This is a genomic window from Hymenobacter sp. BT559 (assembly GCF_016427535.1).
GTDB lineage: Bacteria > Bacteroidota > Bacteroidia > Cytophagales > Hymenobacteraceae > Hymenobacter.
On sequence record NZ_JAELXV010000004.1, the window covers coordinates 191,669 to 209,000 of the forward strand.

Consider the following 17,332-nt stretch of genomic DNA (forward strand, 5'->3'; position numbering starts at 1 on the left):
TGATAATAGTCAGGTTGGAAAGTTATGGAACCAGTAATGCGAAGCGTTACTACCCCGAATGTCTTACGCCTGGTACCAGCGCCGCCGAAACCAGAATGCCAGGTTGACTAGCGCAATCAGCGCCGGCACCTCTATCAGCGGGCCGATGACCCCGGCGAAGGCCTGGCCCGAATTCAGACCAAATACCCCAATAGCCACGGCAATCGCCAACTCGAAGTTGTTGCCGGTAGCCGTGAAGGCGATGCTAGCGTTCTCAGCATAGCCGGCCCCTAGGTACTTACCTGCCGCGAAACTGAGCACGAACATGATACCGAAATACAAGGCCAGGGGCAGCGCGATGCGTAGCACGTCGAGCGGAATACGCACGATAGTATCACCTTTCAGGCTGAACATGACTACGATGGTGAGCAACAAAGCCACCAACGTTACGGGGCTGATGGCGGGCAAGTAGACATTTTCGTACCACGCGTCGCCCTTCAGGCGGCGCAGAACCAGGCGCGAGAGAAAGCCCGCCGCAAACGGAATACCTAGGTAAATGAGCACGCTCTGGGCAATAGCGCCGATGCCGATGTGCACCGCATAGCCCTTCAGGCCAAAATAGGGCGGCAGCACCGTGATGAACAGCCACGTCAGCACACTATAGAAAAGCACCTGAAAAATGGAGTTGAGCGCTACCAGCCCGGCCGCGTACTCCCGGCTGCCATCGGCCAGGTCATTCCAGACTAACACCATCGCAATGCAACGAGCAATACCAATGAGAATCAGCCCCATCATGTACTCCGGTTTGTCAGGCAAGAGCCAGACGGCCAGCAAAAACATAAGCACTGGCCCTAGTATCCAGTTTAGAAATAAGGAGAGCCCGATGATGCGCGTGTTGCGAAAAACCACCGGCAGCTGCTCGTACTTCACCTTGGCCAGCGGCGGGTACATCATCAGGATGAGGCCGAGGGCCAGCGGCACGTTTACCGTTCCGACCGAGAAATAATTGATGGCCTTGCTGCTACCTGGTACAAAGTAACCTAGGGCCACCCCTAGGGCCATGGCCAGGAATATCCAGAGCGTGAGGCCCCGGTCGAGGCCCGACAATTTCTTCTCAGCCACCGCCGTAGCGGGCGGGGCAGCTTGTTGAGTAATTTCCATGCGTACAAGTTGTTAAGCCACGCCTACGCGTTGACTGCGCCGCTCTAGTAGCAGCGTATCGCGCCAGATACCAGCCAGGCAGCCAATGCGTTCGCGCCGGCCCACTACCCGGAATCCTAGGGCCCCGTGCAGCCGCACGCTGGCCTGGTTTTCGGCAAAAATGCCGGCTTGCAGTGTCCACAAGCCGTGCACTTCCGACTCAGCCACGAGGGCGGCCAACAGTTGCCGGCCCACGCCCCGGCCTCGGTCCCCAGCCGCTATGTAGATGCTTACCTCAGCCACGCCCGCGTAAACGCAGCGGCTCGATACGGGCGACAAAGCCGCCCAGCCCACTACCAGGCCGGCATCGGCCATAGCTACCAAGCGGCTGCGGTCCCATTCCTCCCAGCTGGGCGATTCGGTGGTAAAAGTGGCTTGGCCAGTAGCGATACCCTGCTCATAAATGGCACGCACGGCGGGCCAATGCGTTGGTAGCAGAGGCTCTATCTGCAAGTGCATCATACCGAAAACCACTTGCTTAGAAACTTTTACAAACAATTAATGAACCTAGGGAGGCCAGCGTAGCGGCGCGGGCAGCCTAGCAGCAACCGCCGCCCGGCGTGCAGCAGGCTACTTGCAATTGGGGCAGTGCAAACTGCTCATTGTTAGGAATACCGCAGGCATCCTGCGCTAGGCAAGCCGTTTGCTTCGGCGTCAGTAGAAAGTCGGTACCGTCGAACGTCAGCCCAAACTTGCCGATGGTGTCCTGCTGGTATTCTACCTCAATGTCCAGCTCTTCGCTGCCCAGAATCCGCTCCGACAGGTTCAGAATGTGCAGGAATTTTTGCGGGGCCAGCCGGTGGTCGTAGTCGCCGGCTTCCCAGAGTTGGAAGTTGGCCACGGTTTCTTTCCGCTCCACACCGCCACAGTCAATAAAGTGCTTGGTTACTAGCCCTACCTCCGTCACGTGGAAGTGGGGCGGCAGGTACGTGCCATTGGGCAGCTTGAAGTTCACGGCTTCCAGCCTCGCCAGGGACTGCTTCATTTCAGCGATTTTCATGGCTTTCTATGGGGTAAGGGGAAGAGAAACTTAATTAGCAGCCGCATGCATCAGCCCCAGGCCCGCATACATCGGTGGCCGTGGCCACGTCGAAAAAGGCCATAAACTGCTGCCGCACCTGGCGCAGCAGCTCAGTATTGAGGCAGTAGCACACGGTGAGGCCCTCGATTTCACCGCGTATCAGGTCGAGCGCCTTTAGCTCTTGCAAGTGCTGCGATACGGTGGTGCGCGACAGCGGCAGCTCGGCGGCAATGTCGCCCGAGATGCAGGTCGTCTTGCTGGCTAGCAGCTGAATAATCGCCACCCGCGCCGGATGGGCTAGGGCCTTAGCCACTCGGGCCAACTGCTGCTGCTCATCGGTGAAAACAGTGGTTTTGGCGTAGGTCACGAATGCATTCCTTAAGTATGACGCAAACATACGACATAGAACTCTGTAAACACAGATGGCTATTTTTCTGCGTTGCTAAGCCAACCCGCCTAGCTTAGCACTAAAAACAGCTAGCATACCCAAAACCAGTCTCGAAGCATTTAGCGACGATGCTATCCCTAATTATAAAGCTAAAATTATTCAGAGTAAGTATGGCCGCTATTCGCACTCTTGTTGCCGGGCAGAAATACTGCGTAGTGCAACAATTCGTTGACTACGACCAGCAAGTGCACCCGGTGGGCGAAACCTGGGTATTTGAGGGCACTAATTTCGTGCCCTATGAAGATGGCCTGACGCTGCATGTGCTCGTTTACGGTGTGCCTCAGGTCTACCGGTTTCAGTGGCGGCCAGAGGAGCAGGCGGCGCTTATCGAGAATTTTACCGATTTCGTAGCGGCCAGATAATTAAACGATTCCCACGCATTCCATGGTCATTTTCCGTTTCTTACCCTTCGCTGGTAGCTTAGCCTTGCTCACTGCCTGCCATGAGCAAACTAACCAGGCTGCTCAAGTGCCAACGGCCCACCCTCCTACCGGTCCGCAGTGCTATGCCTACCGCACCAAAACGGACACCATACGCCTGACACTGCAAACCACACAGCCCACCGTGACGGGCCAGCTAGTGTACCGCTACTTTGAGAAGGACCGCAACCAAGGCACCATCCGGGGGGTCATGCACGGCGACACCTTGCTAGCCGACTACACGTTCCAATCGGAGGGCACGACCTCGGTGCGACAGGTGGCCTTTTTGCGCCGCGATATTGGCTTCATCGAAGGCTTTGGCCCCGTAGCCGAGCGCCAGGGCAAGACCGTATTTGAGCAGCCGCACACGTTGCAGTTCGACGCGAAATACACATTAGTCCCCGTGGCCTGCCCCAATTAGCTGGTCCGAACGCGGGGCTATTTTCAGGCTAGCTTGTACCTTGAGCGTTCTTAGGTGCGGCTGTTCGCACTGATACTTCGCTCATGTCTCCTACTCTTCTTCGGGCTGGCCGGCTACCGCTGGCAGGCCTGCTAGGCCTGGCTCTGGCGGGCTGCCAGTCTGCCAAGCCCACTGCTACCCTAGCCACTACGCCGCCACCTGCGGCAGCAGCACCCACCCCAGCCGCGCCCACCGAGGCCATCACGGCGGCCGATATCAGCGGCTACCTGCAAGCCGTGTCCTCAGATGAGATGCTGGGCCGCAAGCCGTTTACGGCGGGCGAAGAGCGCATTACCGACTACCTGGCGGCGCAGTTTAAGACCTTGGGCCTGAAGCCTACTGGCTCCGACGGAAGCTACTTTCAGCCGGTGCCGATGGTGGAAATTGCGGTGTCGCCTGCGCCCACCATGCAAATTGCCGGTAAGGGCCAAAAGCTGAGCTTGAATTACAAGACTGACTACGTGGTATTCAGCCAGCGCGAACAGCCTACGGTATCGGTGCAAAACTCGCCGCTGGTCTTTGCCGGCTATGGTGTGGTGGCGCCCGAGTACGGCTGGGACGACTACGCTGGCCTCGACGTGAAGGGCAAAACCGTGGTGGTGCTCGTGAATGACCCCGGCAACGCGGGCCAAGACACTACGATGTTCAAAGGCAAGGCCATGACCTACTATGGCCGCTGGACTTACAAATACGAAGAAGCTGCCCGCCACGGCGCCGCCGGCCTACTCATTGTGCACGATACCCAGCCCGCCGCTTACCCCTGGAGCGTGGTGCTCAGCGGCGCGCTTGGCCCCAAACTGCGCCCCCAAACCGCCGACCATGGGGCCAGCAAGTGCGCCCTCGAAGGCTGGCTTACCCTTGATGCGGCCAAGCGCCTCTTTACGGCCGCCGGCCAGAACTACGACGCCCTCTACGCTGCTGCCAACCAGCGCGGCTTCCGCGCCCGCCCGCTGGGCCTCACGCTCAGCACCAGCCTCCAGCAGAAGCTGCGCAGCCAGACATCTAAAAACGTGCTAGCCGTGCTGCCTGGCACTACCAATGCCAGCGAGTACGTCATTTACTCCGCGCACTGGGACCACTTTGGCGTGGGTAAAGTGATTGCCGGCGACTCCATCTACAACGGTGCCGTAGACGATGGCACGGGGCTAGCCGCGCTGCTCAGCATCGCCAAAGCGTTTAAAAACGCGCCGGTGAAACCTGCCCGCAGCATTGTTTTCTTGGCCGTGACGGGCGAAGAGCAGGGCCTGCTAGGGTCCAACTACTATGCCCAGCACCCGGCCTTTCCGCTGGCCAAGACGGTGGCCGACCTCAACATGGATATGCTCTGGCCCTACGGCCGCATGAAGGACCTCACCGTTATCGGCTACGGGCAGTCGGAGCTGGAAGACTACGCCCGCGCCGCCGCTAAGGAGCAGGACCGCTACCTGCTGCCCGACCAGACGCCCGAAACCGGCATGTTTTACCGCTCCGACCACTTCAGCTTTGCCCACGTGGGCGTACCCTCGCTCTACGCCAGCGGCGGCTTTGAGAGCCGCACCCAGGGCAAGGCCTACATTGCTGAAAAGCGCCAGGCCTACACCACCAATATGTACCACAAGCCCGCCGACCAGTTCGACCCCAGCTGGGACTTGAGCGGCGTGGCCCAGGATGCGCAGCTGTATTTCCGCGTGGGCCAGCGGCTCGCCAGCGAAACTACGTTTCCGCAGTGGCGCGCGGGCTCAGAGTTTAAGGCGGCCCGGGCACAGGCAGCGGGGCGGTAACAGTAGGCTGCGCGGGGCCACCCCGGCCCCGCGCAGCCTAGGCCCGAGCTATCTTTTCGAGTAAGGCCTTGGTCTTGTGGATGCCTTCTGGCTCACTGGTGGTTTCTCCTTCGTATTCGATACCCACGATGCCACGGAAGCCGGAATCCTTAATGATACCGAACATCTTGGGATAGTCCGTTTCGACGCAATTGCCGGCCGCATCAAAGTCAAAGGTTTTGGCGCTGACGCCCTTGGCCAGGGGCATCCACTCCTTCACGGCCAAGTACTTATCGTACTCTTCGAGGCACTTGCCACGGTATAGCTCACCCGATTCGCGGCGGATACAGAAGTTACCGAAGTCGGGCAGGATACCCACGTTAGGCTTGCCCACCTGCCGAATAGTACCTAGCAGCCACTTGCCATCGGAGGTGTAGCTGCCATGGTTTTCGACTATCACGTTGAGGCCGGCTTTTTGGGCGTAGGCGCTGAGGCGGCTTAGCCCATCCACCGCGGCTTGCTGCACCTCCTGGGCCGTGCCCTTGCCGAAGGCATTGACCCGCACCGTGGTGCACCCTAGGTAGTGCGCAGCATCGACCCACTTGTAGTGGTTCTCGATGGCTTTTTGGCGCTCGGCCGCGTCGGGGGCCCCTAGGTCGCCCTCACCGTCTATCATGATGAGGTGGTTGCGCACGCCGTTGTCCTTGCAGCGCTGCAGCAATTCGCTCAGGTATTTTTTGTCCTCGGCTTTGTCTTTAAAAAATTGGTTGACGTACTCGACCACGCTGATACCAAACTCCTTTTTCGCCATTACGGGGAAATCAAGGTTGGTCATTTTATTAGCGAACAAAGCCTTGTGCAACGACCACTCGGCCAGCGAGATTTCGAAGAAAGGCTTGGCTTTAAAGGCCTCGGCGGCCAACTGTGGCGCTAAGGCGGTACCAGCGGTCAGGGCCGCGGTATTCTTTAAAAACTGACGACGAGAAACGGACATGGGGGTGGGATAAAAGAAGTGAGGGAGCCTGCGCCCCGCCGAAAGTAGCACTCATGGCGCCACGCTGCACAGCGGCGCTGGCAGCAATGGCGAAAAACCCTGCGCAACGCGTAGTTTTGAGGGCAACCCATCGCTCCCATCCAGCCCTGTGCTCTAATGAAAAAACTACTTTTTTACGGCGTTCTAGCCTTTTCCCTTGCTCTACTTGCACCTAGGGCCGCTCGGGCGCAAGGCCCGGTAGTGCTCAACCACATTGCGCTGTATGTGGTGGATTTGCAGAAAAGTGCCGACTTCTATAAAAACGCGCTGCTGCTGCCCGAGCTGCCCGAGCCCTTCAAAGATGGCAAGCACGTGTGGCTGCGCATTGGGCCGCACAGCCAGCTCCACATCATTCAGGGCAACAAAGCGCAGGAACACGATATCAATACGCACTTGGCGTTCAGCGTCAAGGACCTAGCGAAATTTATGGCGCACCTCGACAAGCTGCATATATCCTACGGCAGCTGGAAAAACGAGCCGGGCAAAACTACTCCCCGCCCCGACGGCGTGAAGCAGATTTACCTACAAGACCCAGACGGTTTCTGGCTGGAAGTCAACGACGACAAGTTTTAAAACATACCCTAAAAAATCAAAATCCCCTCCTGCTGTGGCAAGCTCAGCAGGAGGGGATTTTGATTTTTTAGCGTAGCCTTACAAGTCGGAGTAGTTGGCAGGCTGCAGGAAGGTGATGTCGATGTGCGACACGTTGTTTTGGTACTCGGGCAGGGCCGATAGGCGCTTCCATTCGGGGTCGGCGCCGAAGGCTTTCCAGTGGGCTTCGCGGTCGGCCTTGTTGGCGAAGGAAGTCATGTACATGAGGTTCGGCATTTTGGCGCCGAACAGGACTTCGCCATAGAAAATACCATTGAAGCCCAGCCGGTTGAAGAGCTTAATTTCGCCGCCTGCGTTGAACATCTGCATCTTATTGCGGAAGATTTTCTCGCTCGCGCCCTCGTAGCTGCGCAGCTCATACACCCGCTCGGCCTTAGGGGCCGTGAGCTTGGGCGCTGTGAGGGCAGTCATTTCGTCGAACGCCTTGAGGAAGATGGTTTCGAGGCGGCCATAGGCAGGGTTATTATAGGGCGCATTTTCGAAGCTGCCGCCAGCCGCCAGCAGCTTAGGGGCGGTGGTTTGGCGCAGCTTTTCCCATTGGCTCAGGGAGGCAAAGGGCGTGAACACATAGATGCGCTTGTCAACGGCCGTGTCGTTGCCGATGGCCTTGAACACGCCCACCGTGCCGACGCCCGCCGCGTGCAGTTGCGGCACGTACTGGTGCTGCAAGAAGCTATCGACTACCGCTACTTGGCGGGCAGTTTTGAGGTGGTATACTTTCAATTCAAAGTAGGCGGGGCGAGCAGCCAGCGGGCGGGCAGTGGCGCTCGGTCCAAAGCCTAGGTAGCCACCAATGAGCAGCAGCAGGAAAATATGTTTCATAAGAGGGTTAAGTGGAAACTGGGGTACGCAAGCTAGCGGCGCGCGGCCAAACCCGGTGCCCTACCCCGCGCAAGTAGCTAAGCAGCTAGCAATACACGTAGTAGCTACGGCCAGCGGTAGCCTCGGCGCTGGCTAAGTCGCACTGGCTAATTTCCATCCTTTTCTTTTCCCACCCAGCCCCGCCTTATATGGTAGCTTTCGCGCAAAGATTTTTTTTGTTGGCTCTTGGGCTAGTTGCTTTTTTGCACGCCTCGGCACAGCAGTTAGGCGTTTTTGAGGGGCAACAGGACATAGGCTCCGCCGCTAGGCCGGGCACGGCGACCTACACGGCCGCCACGCAGCAGTACGTGGTCACGGGCTCGGGCGCCAACGTGTGGGGCGACCACGACGAGCTGCACTACGTCTATAAAAAGCTCACCGGCGATTTTATTCTCTACACCCGCGCCGCGCTGGTGGGCCGCGGCGTGGAGCCGCACCGCAAAATGGGCTGGATGGTGCGCCAGAGCCTGGCCAGCAATTCGCCCCAGGTGTGCGTGGCCGTGCATGGCGATGGGCTGACTTCGCTGCAATACCGCCGCACGGCTGGGGCCGCCACTGCCGAAACCCAAGCGGCTATCACCCACGCCGACGTGGTACAGCTTGAGCGAGTGGGCACTACTTTCACGATGCGCGTGGCCCAGTTTGGCCAGCCCTTTGTGACGGCGCAGGTGGCCGACCTCGACCTAGGAGCCGAGGTGTACGTGGGCCTGTTTGTGTGTGCCCACAACGTGACCGTGACTGAAAAAGCGACGTTCAGCGACGTGCGCCTGGTGGTGCCCGCGCCCGCGAGCCTGGTACCCTACCGGCAGTACCTAGGCAGCCACCTCGAATTGCTGGAGCTCGCCACTGGCAAGCGCGACATTATTTATTCGGCGCCAGTTTCCTTGCAAGCGCCCAATTGGCGGCCCGATGGCAAGCGCCTGATTTATAACAGCGATGGCCTCATCTACAACTTTGACCTAGTAACTCGGCGGCCAAGTGTGCTGCCTACCGGCGACGTCAAGAATAACAACAACGACCACGTGCTTTCCTTCGATGGCAAGCAGTTGGGCCTCAGCAGCGGCGTGGAGGCACTGGGCGGCTCCATTGGGTACATTGTGCCGGCCACTGGTGGCCAACCCCGCCAGCTTACGCCCCGCGGCCCCTCCTACCTGCACAGTTGGTCGCCCGATGCTAAGCACCTGCTTTTCACAGGTGAGCGCAACCAAAACTTTGATATTTACCGCGTGCCGGCCGCTGGCGGGCCCGAAGTGCGCCTGACTACCGCCACGGGCCTCGACGATGGCCCCGAGTACACGCCCGACGGCCAGTATATTTATTTCAACTCAAACCGCAACGGACCCATGCAAATCTGGCGCATGCGCGCCGATGGCAGCCAGCAACAGGCCGTGACCTCGGGCGACTACCAAGACTGGTTTCCGCACGTGTCGCCCGATGGTAAATGGCTGGTTTTTATTTCCTTCCTCAAAGAAGAAGTGGCAGCCGGCGACCATCCTTTTTATAAGCACGTGTACCTACGCCTGTTGCCCATCGGGGGCACGGGCCAGCCCAAGGTCATTGCCTACTTATATGGCGGCCAAGGCACTATCAATACGCCTTCGTGGTCGCCAGATAGTAAGCGTCTGGCCTTTATCAGCAATAGCGCAGACGCCCGCTAGCGCCCTAGGGTACTTTAATAGTGAGCACGCGGCGCGAATGTGCGCTGAAATAGCCTAGCACGCCACCCGAAAAATTTGATTTAGGGTTGGCAGGGGTGGTAGTGGGCGCGCCGCCAGCCGTGAGAATCAGGGTGAGGGTGCGGAAATACTCGTACACGCCTGGGTCGATGTTTTGCATCTCTACGCGCAGGCTGTCGCCGGGCACTAGCTTGTCGAGCTCGTTGGGGTCGGTGCTGCTACTGCTGCGCGTGCGCAGCGCCTGGCTGATGTGGTTGCCGTCGGTGAACTCGTCGTTCTGTACGAAGATGGCATTGTTGAGCTTGCCATTGCGGTACTGCCGGAAGAGGTAGCTGTTGCCCTTGCCAGCCGGGTCGGTGTAGTCGACCACCGCCTGGATGTTATCGGTGCCAAACGCACTGAGCCGAGTACTCAGCTTCTCAAACGGCACCACCGGGGCCGGCAGCCGCGAGGTGGCCACGTAGGCCGCGCCGTCGGTTTCGACACGCAGCGTATAAGTGCGGCCTGGCACGCCCCGCAGGGTGGCGCCTAGGTACTGACCGGGCGTGGCAGTTTCGCGCAGCGTTTCAAGGCCGCCCGCATTGTCGGCCAGCGTGATAGTGGCCCCGCGCACCGCCTCAAAAGTGTTGGTATCGGTGTAGTTGGCCGAGCGGCTGACGCTGACCTGGCAGGGCTTGTTATCATCTACCAGGTTACCCTCGATAACGAGCTGCGCGGTCGAGGTTTTGAGGTTGAGGTCAACTATTTTTTCGCAGCCGGTGCCGGCTAGCAGCAGGGCACCAGCGGCCAGCATCCCCACCCGACTATTACAAGTTATTAGGCTGGACTTGTTGCTCTTTTTAAAGACCTGTAGCATAAGGCTTAGAAGCTGAAATTATACGTGGCCGAGGGCACCATCCGAAACAGGGCCGTTTGTACAGCCTGGGTTTTGGTGGCGTCGTTGGGGTCGGCCCGGAAGCTGATGCTGTAGGGGTTTTCGCGCCCTAGGGCATTATAAACCGAGAACGACCAGCTGCTGTGGAAGCGGTGGCCTTCCTGGTTGGGCTTCTCGTAGGTGGCCCCTAGGTCGAGGCGCTGGTAGTAAGGCAGCCGGTCGGCATTACGCAGGCCGTAGAGGCTTACCACCTGGCCGGCCACCACGTATTTGCCCACGGGGTAGGTTACGGCGTTGCCGGTGCTAGCCAGGAAGGTACCCGAGAAGGTCCACTTGTTATTGAGCTGGTAAATAGCTACTAGCGACAAATCGTGCGGCCGGTCCTGGCGAGCGTTAAACCAAGTATTGCCGTTAATTTCGGTAAACCGGCGCTCCGATTTGCTGAGCGTGTAGCCTAGCCAGCCGGTGAGGCGGCCCACGTCTTTGCGCACTAAAAATTCGACGCCGTAGGCCCGGCCCTTGCCGTAGAGCAGGCTGGCCTCCACGTCGAAGTTGCCGCGCAGCTGGGTGCCGTCGCGGTAGTCAATCTGGTTGCCCAGTGCCTTATAGTAGGTTTCCACGGTCAGCGAATAGCCTTTTTCGGCGCCCAGCGTGCGGTAGTACCCTAGGCTCACTTGGTCGGCCGTTTCGGGCTTCACGTTGAAGGTGGTAGGCACGTAAAGGTCGGTAGGCAGCGAGGTGCTGGAGTTGCTGAGCAGGTGCAGGTTTTGCACGTTGCGGGCGTAGCTGGCCTTCACAGTGCTGGCTTCGTTGACTTGGAAGCTGGCTGCGAAGCGCGGCTCCAGGCGCACGTAGGTTTTTAGAAACTCGCCCTTGGTGGGGTAGTTCGGGGCGGTGAGCACGTTGCCAGCTGCGTCGTAGGTCGAGTAGGTGCCGGGACCTAGGAGACTAAAGCCCGAAAGGCGCAGGCCGGTGGTGAAGTTGAGCCGCGGCGCGGCCTGCCACTCGTGCGAGGCGTAGGCCGCCGTTTCGAGCGAGTAGTTGGTGCGGTCGGCGGTGCCATTCACCGCCGAGCCCGCGTCGGCCGTGACGTAGCCCGGCGTGATGGTATGGTAAATGGCGTTGGCCCCGAAGCGCAGTGTTTGGGTGGCGCTGGGCGTAAACTCCACGTCCTGCTTCAGGTTCAGGTCCTGAATTTTGGATTTGATAACGAAGTTGCTAGCGTTGGCCGTGATGTCAATCCGGTAGTCGTACTTGCTGTAAATGAGCGAGGTATTAGAGAACACCCGGTCGCTGAACAAGTGGTTGAGGCGCAGCGTGGCCGTTTGGTTGCCGTAGTACTGGCCGAAGGTATTGGCCAGCCCTAGGGCATCGCGCCCGAGGTAGGCGCTGAGGTAGATGCGGTTGCGGTCGTTGAGCGCGTAGTTGGCCTTGGCGTTTACGTCGTAGAAATAGAGGCTGGAGTTCTTGGTGGTTTCGTTTTTTGAGAGCTTCAAAAACACGTCGGCGTAGGTGCGCCGGGCCGCTACCAAAAACGAGCCCTTGCCCTTGGTAATCGGCCCCTCCAAGGCCAACCGTGAGGCAATGAGACCGATGCCGCCGCTGCCGTGCAGCGTCTGGTTGTTGCCGTCCTTCATCTTGATATCCACCACCGACGACAGCCGGCCGCCATACTGCGCCGGCATGCCGCCCTTAAACACGGTCAGGTCCTTAAGGGCGTCGGAGTTGAAGGTCGAGAAGAAGCCTAGCAAGTGCGAGGCGTTGTAAACGGGTGCCTCGTCAAGCAAAATCAGGTTCTGGTCTACAGCGCCGCCGCGCACCGAAAAGCCGCTGCTACCCTCGCCTGCCGTCTTGATGCCGGGTAGTAGGGTCAGCGTTTTTATCACGTCTTTCTCGCCAAAGAGCACCGGCACCTTGGCCACCTGCTTCAGGTCCAGCGTTTCCACGCCCATCTGCGCCTTGCTGATGTTGGCCTCGGCACTGCGGCCCGTCACTACCACTTCGTTTAGCTCGCTGCCGCCGGGCTTCAGCTTAAAGTCGAGGCGCTGGCTGGCCCCTAAGGTTAGCTGGCGCGTTTGGGTGGCGTAGCCTACAAAGCTGGCCTCTAGGGTGTAAGAGCCAGCCGGCACGGTGAGGGTGTAGAAGCCGTAGGCGTTGGCGCCGGTACCCACGCCGGGCAGCTCGCGCACCCGCACGGTGGCGCCAGTGAGGTTCTCGCCCGAAGTGGCATCCTGCACGGTGCCGCTGAGCGTGATGCGGACTTGGGCCGACGCCGGCCCTAGGGTCAGCCAGAGCAGCACCAGCAGCCAAAGCCCAATTGGGCATACTTGTTTTTGCATATCAACTAATGTTAGCCAAGCCAACAGGCCACTAAAACGGCTTGCGAAGGTACTGCTTACCTCTGCGGAGTAGCCATTCTATTAGCTGAGCGGGCATAGATGCCTTCTATCGGTTGGCTACGGCCGCTTGTGCCGACCAGGCTATCTATTATTTGGATTAGCCAAAAATAATTTATAAAAAAAGTTCAATTATAATTCCAATAAATAATTTTACTTAACGTATAAAACAACTTAAAAGCCCCTCTTTTAGGCTTATAATTAGCTATTATGCAGCCGTCAAGCATTAGGGAGGGTACCTTTGTCCAATTATTGGATGAATTTCCAATAAATACACAATGCAATTTACCTTTCCTTCCGCTTACCTATTATGAAGTTATCCAATACCCTGTTCTTAGCAGTTAGCACCATGCTGCTTGCGAGTAGTGCGCACGCCCAATACTCCTTTACCGACACCGCGCTGATGCCTTACAAGCAGGACTTCAACAGCTTGAGTGGGACGGTGGGCCTGACAGGCAACCAGCTGACGGCCTTGCCGGAGGTATACGCCCAAGCCGAGTTTGGGACGTTGCCCTACACAGCAGCCTACAGCCCCACTAGCATTGGGAACAACGATGGGTCTAATACATACGCCAATTATTATCACTTTGGCCCGGTGGGCACCACTGTCAACGACCGGTCGCTGGGGGGCATTGCGGCTACTACTACTGCCGATGGCATTGGCTACGTAGGAATTAGGTTTAAAAACGGCTCCACTGTTACCATCAAGAACCTGGAAGTGCAGTATGCTATGGAGCAGTGGTACAACTCGGGGCGGCAGGACGCGGCCAGCGTGTCGGTGTCGTACCTGATGCTGCCGGTAGGCACGCCAGTTACTAGCCTGCTGGAAAGTGCGGGGGCCTGGAAGACCATTGCCCCCTTGCAGGTAAATGCCCCCTCGACGGCCACGGTAATTGCCAGCCGCGACGGCAATGCGGCAGCCAACCGCCGGGTGCGCCAAACTACCCTGGCGGGCATTAACCTGCTGCCCGGCCAGGAAATCATGATTCGCTGGGGCTACACGCTCAACAATACCACGAACGGCAACGGCCTGAGCGTCGACGACGTGGTGGTAACGCCCGAAACCAACGTGTACTACGTTAAGCGCACCGGCAACCTGGACGACCTCGCTAGCTGGGGACAAAACCCGGATGGCTCGGGTACTGGGCCCACCAGCTTTGAGGCCGATAACCAAACCTTTTACGTGCTCGGCGGCACCGCTACCGACCGCATTTCTACGGCGTCGCCGGGCGCGACGGGCATCACGGGCACCTGGACCGTGAGCGGCGCCAACTCCAAGATAGTAGTAGGCATGCCGGCTACCGCTACTACCGGCACCGCTGCCACCCCCGGCCAGCTGTACTTGGAGTACAACAAGAACATTGTGGGCACCATCGACGTGTCGGATGGCTCTACGCTCACCATTCGCAACACCAACCCGAACCGCACCTACGCGCTGGGCTCGCTGGGCATAACCAGCACTGTGGAGTACAGCGGCGGTACCTCGACCTCGCTCATCACGCAGAGCTACGGCAACCTTGTGATTTCGGGCAATGCCGGCGCCACCACGCCCACTGCCAAGACGTTGGCCGGTAACATCATCGTGAACGGCAGCGTGCGGCTCCGCAACATGTGCAGCCTGACCCTAGGTAGCTACGACCTGACCCTGGTACGCCGCGACAGCCTGAGCAACGGCGTGAAATACAACGCCAATATCGTGCGGGGCGCCTCGGCTACCAGCTACATCGTGGCGGGTGGCACGGGCCGGCTCCGCATTTCGGTACCTGGCAACGGCGTGGGCATTGTGTTCCCTGTGGGAGTAAGCGCCCCCACCAGCGCCACCGCTACCGCCTACACCCCGGCCACCCTGCAGCAAACGGCCGCCAACTCGGAAGATATTTTTGGGGTGCGCCTGCTGTCTAACCTCTACAACAGCTACAGCAGCACTACCGAAGCCGGCAGCGGTACGCCCAAAAACGAGCTAAGCGTAAACAAAACCTGGCTAGTAAGCGAGGAAGTAGCGGGCGGCTCCGATTTGTCGCTGACCTTGCAATACAACAGCGGCGATGCTACGGGCGACTTCGTGCCGGGCAATGCGCGCCTCATCCATTACCTCTACGCCACCGGCGCTTGGGACGAGCACACCACTGCCAGCGAGTGGGGCGCCACCACGGGCACCACGACGGGCAGCTTAGCCATCACGCGCGCGCACATCACCTCGTTTTCGCCTTTTGGCATCGTATCGGTCGACCCGACGCCGCTGCCCGTAAGCCTGACGGCCTTCGACGTACAGGCCACAGGCGCCGCCGCGGCCTGCACTTGGGCCACCGCCTCCGAAACCAATAACGACCACTTTGTAGTGGAGCGCTCGCTTGATGGTGCCACGTTTGCTGCCCTAGGTGTTGTAAAAGGCCAGGGCACCCACGCTGCCACTACCGGCTACCGTTTCGAAGATGTCGCTGCTGGCAGCCTAGGTGCCCCCGTGGTGTACTACCGCTTGCGGCAGGTAGACACCGATGGCCGGGCCAGCTACAGCGCCGTGCGCACGGTATCGTTTGGGGCGGCCGCGCTGGCGCTCTACCCCACCCCCACGCTGGACGGCGCGGCTACGCTCGACCTCACCCGCCTGGCGCCGCGGACGTACCAAGCCCGAGTGCTGGACTTGGCCGGCCGGGTGCTGCTCACGCGCACCGTCCTAGGTGGCCAGGCGCAGCCCTTCGATGTGCAAAGCCTGCCCGCCGGGGCCTATGTGGTCGTTATCACGGGGGCCGATACGCGCCAGTCGCTGCGCTTGCTTCGTAATTAACCGGCCTTCCCTACCTAGGGCCACTACGTAGCCTTCGCGGGCCACCGAGCGCAGCAGCGCCCGGTGGCCCGTTTTGCTGCCAAGGCCCAGTGGCGCGGCGTGACTTAACTTTTACCGAGATTTGCGCCCATATCTGTCCCGCGCTTTTGCCATGTCTGCTAGTTCCTCCGCTTCGCCCAACCCGGCGGCCCTACCCTCACTCACCGATTTTGCCTGCTTCTACCTCTACGGGCTCACCAACAACCCCTACCAGCAGTCGGCCGACCTAGAGAAATTTGGGCAGCTCTACCGCCTAGTTATCGGCGAGCACGGCGGCGTGGGGCTCGCCAGCTCCTTTCACCCCTACCAGCTCGTGAACCCCGCGGGCGTGACGGTGTGGTACGCGGCCTACGCGCAGCTCTATGCCCAGCCCAACCGCGCGGCGCTCTTCGAGGCCATGGCCGACGAGCAGGCGCGCTTCGTGGTGGCGCCGCCCGCCTCATTTAGCGAGTTTCACGTGTGGCCCGATACCCGGCTAACCAGCCCCGAAAATCCGGTTTTCAGTCACTACATCCCGTTTGTGCTACCCTTTTTGGTGCGCAAAGGCCCGGCCCCGCTGCGCTGGGACGCCGAGCTAGCCAATGCGGGTGGGGAGGCCGCACGCATACAGCCCTACCTCGACGCCGTGAATCAGGCCATTCGGTTTGTGCAGCCCAGCCCGGCCTTCGTGCTGGGCTTCGGCGAGTTTGATGAACAGCAGCCCGAGCGGCTCATCGAGCGGTTTATGGACTGCCGCGCCATGCTGCTTAGCCGGTAGGCAATATCCTATTACTACGGCATAAAGAAGGGCCGCCCTGCTTCGTCAGCAAGGCGGCCCTTCTTTAATATAAACTACTACCTAGGCCTGCCCAACGGCAGCCATGCCTACGGCCTGCTTGTTCACATAAAACTTGCGCTCCGTAATGCAGTACACGTTGCCTTTGGCAAGCACGTGCATGCGCACGTTTTCAATGGAAAGCGTGGTGCCCTTCTTGGCGGCGGCCGCGTTGTTGTGCACAATGTCGTGGCCATCCATAATAATGACCAGGTTCGAGCCGATGGTTTCGACCAGGTGGCCTTCGGTGATAAGCACGCCCGTGTCCTCCCCTAGGCCGATGCCAATGAGCTTGGGGTACAAGGCCACCGACTCGATGAGGCGGCCAAAGCGCCCGCGCTTCACGAAGTGCGAGTCGATGATGGCGGTAGGCAGCAGCCCGAGGCCCACGCCCATCTTCACGGCGCCCTTGAGCAGGGCGTCGGGCACCGAGCCGCCGCGTATCATGTGCTGCGACATGGCCATGGCCCCGGCGCTGGTGCCCGCAATCACGAAGTCGGGCTCGGCGTAGTAGCGCCGCAGCAGCGTGTCGAGAAAATCAGTTTCGGCAAACATCTCGCGCAGGCGCGACTGGTTGCCGCCCGACATCATCACGACGTCGGCGGCCAGCAGGCGCTCTAGGTACTCAGGCTGGCGGGCGTCTTCGGGGGTGCGAATGTCCATGATGCCCACGTTGTGGCAATTGAGCATGGCAAACGAGGCCGTATAGATGGGGCCTACTTCCTGCGGAATCATCGAGGCCGTGGTGATGACTTCGATGCGCGGGTCATCCTTGCCCGACTCGCTCACCACGCGCTTGAGGATGCCGAGCTCAAAAAAATTGAGGTAATACTTGCGCTTGCTGCGCGAGGTCGGATAAGTACCCTTGTCTTCGTTGCCGCCAACGGCGATAAGCTTGCCGCGAGGAATCAAATTTTTCAACGTACGATAGCTAGCTGGTTAAGCTCGCAAAATTAGGTTCTACAAAATAGGAACT

16 protein-coding genes are annotated in these 17,332 nt (G+C 59.4%); 7 read left to right on the forward strand and 9 right to left on the reverse strand.

Annotated elements, in window-relative coordinates; translation table 11 throughout:
- Window positions 1-63: 63 nt before the first annotated feature.
- From arsB to JAO77_RS15335, 4 genes are all read right to left on the reverse strand, one after another.
- Window positions 64-1,140, reverse strand: coding sequence for an ACR3 family arsenite efflux transporter (gene arsB / locus JAO77_RS15320; protein WP_198991256.1), 1,077 nt, complete (start codon window positions 1,138-1,140; stop codon window positions 64-66).
- A gap of 12 nt (window positions 1,141-1,152) precedes the next feature.
- The gene (locus JAO77_RS15325; RefSeq protein WP_370550223.1) at window positions 1,153-1,641 is read right to left on the reverse strand and encodes a GNAT family N-acetyltransferase; all 489 of its coding nucleotides are present in this window, start codon (window positions 1,639-1,641) and stop codon (window positions 1,153-1,155) included.
- Between the two features lie 76 nt (window positions 1,642-1,717).
- The gene (locus JAO77_RS15330) at window positions 1,718-2,179 is read right to left on the reverse strand and encodes a DUF6428 family protein (protein ID WP_198991257.1); all 462 of its coding nucleotides are present in this window, start codon (window positions 2,177-2,179) and stop codon (window positions 1,718-1,720) included.
- A gap of 34 nt (window positions 2,180-2,213) precedes the next feature.
- Window positions 2,214-2,567, reverse strand: coding sequence for an ArsR/SmtB family transcription factor (locus JAO77_RS15335; RefSeq protein WP_198991258.1), 354 nt, complete (start codon window positions 2,565-2,567; stop codon window positions 2,214-2,216).
- Window positions 2,568-2,758: 191 nt separating this feature from the next.
- Between JAO77_RS15335 and JAO77_RS15340 the strand changes: the two genes are divergently transcribed.
- The 3 genes from JAO77_RS15340 to JAO77_RS15350 all read left to right on the forward strand — a co-directional run bounded on the left by JAO77_RS15340 (window position 2,759) and on the right by JAO77_RS15350 (window position 5,287).
- On the forward strand, window positions 2,759-3,010 hold the full coding sequence (locus JAO77_RS15340; protein WP_198991259.1) for a DUF3601 domain-containing protein: 252 nt from the start codon (window positions 2,759-2,761) through the stop codon (window positions 3,008-3,010).
- A gap of 64 nt (window positions 3,011-3,074) precedes the next feature.
- The gene (locus JAO77_RS15345; protein WP_198991260.1) at window positions 3,075-3,488 is read left to right on the forward strand and encodes a hypothetical protein; all 414 of its coding nucleotides are present in this window, start codon (window positions 3,075-3,077) and stop codon (window positions 3,486-3,488) included.
- An 83-nt stretch (window positions 3,489-3,571) separates the two neighbouring features.
- Window positions 3,572-5,287 carry a M28 family metallopeptidase gene (locus tag JAO77_RS15350; protein ID WP_198991261.1) on the forward strand — a complete coding sequence of 572 codons (1,716 nt, stop codon included), beginning with the start codon at window positions 3,572-3,574 and terminating at the stop codon, window positions 5,285-5,287.
- A gap of 37 nt (window positions 5,288-5,324) precedes the next feature.
- Here JAO77_RS15350 and JAO77_RS15355 read toward each other — a convergent pair whose 3' ends face one another.
- Window positions 5,325-6,260: a sugar phosphate isomerase/epimerase family protein gene (locus JAO77_RS15355; RefSeq protein WP_198991262.1), complete on the reverse strand. Its 936-nt coding sequence runs from the start codon at window positions 6,258-6,260 to the stop codon at window positions 5,325-5,327.
- A 156-nt stretch (window positions 6,261-6,416) separates the two neighbouring features.
- Here JAO77_RS15355 and JAO77_RS15360 point away from each other — a divergent pair, with 156 nt between their 5' ends.
- A complete protein-coding gene (locus tag JAO77_RS15360; protein WP_198991263.1) occupies window positions 6,417-6,872 on the forward strand; it encodes a VOC family protein in 456 nt (151 codons plus the stop codon).
- A gap of 78 nt (window positions 6,873-6,950) precedes the next feature.
- Here the strand turns inward: JAO77_RS15360 and JAO77_RS15365 are convergent, their stop codons facing one another.
- Window positions 6,951-7,733 (reverse strand): NIPSNAP family protein, encoded by a 783-nt coding sequence (locus JAO77_RS15365; RefSeq protein ID WP_198991264.1) that lies wholly within the window; start codon window positions 7,731-7,733, stop codon window positions 6,951-6,953.
- Window positions 7,734-7,975: 242 nt separating this feature from the next.
- Between JAO77_RS15365 and JAO77_RS15370 the strand changes: the two genes are divergently transcribed.
- Entirely contained in the window at window positions 7,976-9,430 is a 1,455-nt protein-coding gene (locus JAO77_RS15370) for a TolB family protein (protein WP_235998451.1), read from the forward strand.
- Between the two features lie 4 nt (window positions 9,431-9,434).
- On the opposite strand, the gene JAO77_RS15375 is transcribed toward JAO77_RS15370, so the two are convergent.
- Together JAO77_RS15375 and JAO77_RS15380 are read right to left on the reverse strand one after the other, a co-directional pair.
- A complete protein-coding gene (locus tag JAO77_RS15375; RefSeq protein ID WP_198991266.1) occupies window positions 9,435-10,304 on the reverse strand; it encodes a DUF4249 domain-containing protein in 870 nt (289 codons plus the stop codon).
- A 5-nt stretch (window positions 10,305-10,309) separates the two neighbouring features.
- Window positions 10,310-12,661 carry a TonB-dependent receptor gene (locus JAO77_RS15380; protein ID WP_198991267.1) on the reverse strand — a complete coding sequence of 784 codons (2,352 nt, stop codon included), beginning with the start codon at window positions 12,659-12,661 and terminating at the stop codon, window positions 10,310-10,312.
- 367 nt (window positions 12,662-13,028) lie between these two features.
- On the opposite strand from JAO77_RS15380, the gene JAO77_RS15385 reads away from it, so the two are divergent.
- Both JAO77_RS15385 and JAO77_RS15390 read left to right on the forward strand, forming a co-directional pair.
- The gene (locus JAO77_RS15385) at window positions 13,029-15,503 is read left to right on the forward strand and encodes a T9SS type A sorting domain-containing protein (protein ID WP_198991268.1); all 2,475 of its coding nucleotides are present in this window, start codon (window positions 13,029-13,031) and stop codon (window positions 15,501-15,503) included.
- A 151-nt stretch (window positions 15,504-15,654) separates the two neighbouring features.
- The gene (locus JAO77_RS15390) at window positions 15,655-16,299 is read left to right on the forward strand and encodes a hypothetical protein (protein ID WP_198991269.1); all 645 of its coding nucleotides are present in this window, start codon (window positions 15,655-15,657) and stop codon (window positions 16,297-16,299) included.
- An 81-nt stretch (window positions 16,300-16,380) separates the two neighbouring features.
- Here the strand turns inward: JAO77_RS15390 and JAO77_RS15395 are convergent, their stop codons facing one another.
- On the reverse strand, window positions 16,381-17,277 hold the full coding sequence (locus tag JAO77_RS15395) for a cyanophycinase (protein WP_198991270.1): 897 nt from the start codon (window positions 17,275-17,277) through the stop codon (window positions 16,381-16,383).
- Between the last annotated feature and the right edge of the window lie 55 nt (window positions 17,278-17,332).

Excerpts from the sequence above, each read along its gene's own strand:
- arsB (WP_198991256.1), bottom strand. The coding sequence starts at position 1,140 with ATGGAAATTACTCAACAAGCTGCCCCGCCCGCTACGGCGGTGGCTGAG.
- JAO77_RS15325 (WP_370550223.1), bottom strand. The coding sequence starts at position 1,641 with ATGATGCACTTGCAGATAGAGCCTCTGCTACCAACGCATTGGCCCGCC.
- JAO77_RS15330 (WP_198991257.1), bottom strand. The coding sequence starts at position 2,179 with ATGAAAATCGCTGAAATGAAGCAGTCCCTGGCGAGGCTGGAAGCCGTG.
- JAO77_RS15340 (WP_198991259.1), top strand. The coding sequence starts at position 2,759 with ATGGCCGCTATTCGCACTCTTGTTGCCGGGCAGAAATACTGCGTAGTG.
- JAO77_RS15350 (WP_198991261.1), top strand. The coding sequence starts at position 3,572 with ATGTCTCCTACTCTTCTTCGGGCTGGCCGGCTACCGCTGGCAGGCCTG.
- JAO77_RS15355 (WP_198991262.1), bottom strand. The coding sequence starts at position 6,260 with ATGTCCGTTTCTCGTCGTCAGTTTTTAAAGAATACCGCGGCCCTGACC.
- JAO77_RS15360 (WP_198991263.1), top strand. The coding sequence starts at position 6,417 with ATGAAAAAACTACTTTTTTACGGCGTTCTAGCCTTTTCCCTTGCTCTA.
- JAO77_RS15365 (WP_198991264.1), bottom strand. The coding sequence starts at position 7,733 with ATGAAACATATTTTCCTGCTGCTGCTCATTGGTGGCTACCTAGGCTTT.
- JAO77_RS15375 (WP_198991266.1), bottom strand. The coding sequence starts at position 10,304 with ATGCTACAGGTCTTTAAAAAGAGCAACAAGTCCAGCCTAATAACTTGT.
- JAO77_RS15380 (WP_198991267.1), bottom strand. The coding sequence starts at position 12,661 with ATGCAAAAACAAGTATGCCCAATTGGGCTTTGGCTGCTGGTGCTGCTC.
- JAO77_RS15385 (WP_198991268.1), top strand. The coding sequence starts at position 13,029 with ATGAAGTTATCCAATACCCTGTTCTTAGCAGTTAGCACCATGCTGCTT.
- JAO77_RS15390 (WP_198991269.1), top strand. The coding sequence starts at position 15,655 with ATGTCTGCTAGTTCCTCCGCTTCGCCCAACCCGGCGGCCCTACCCTCA.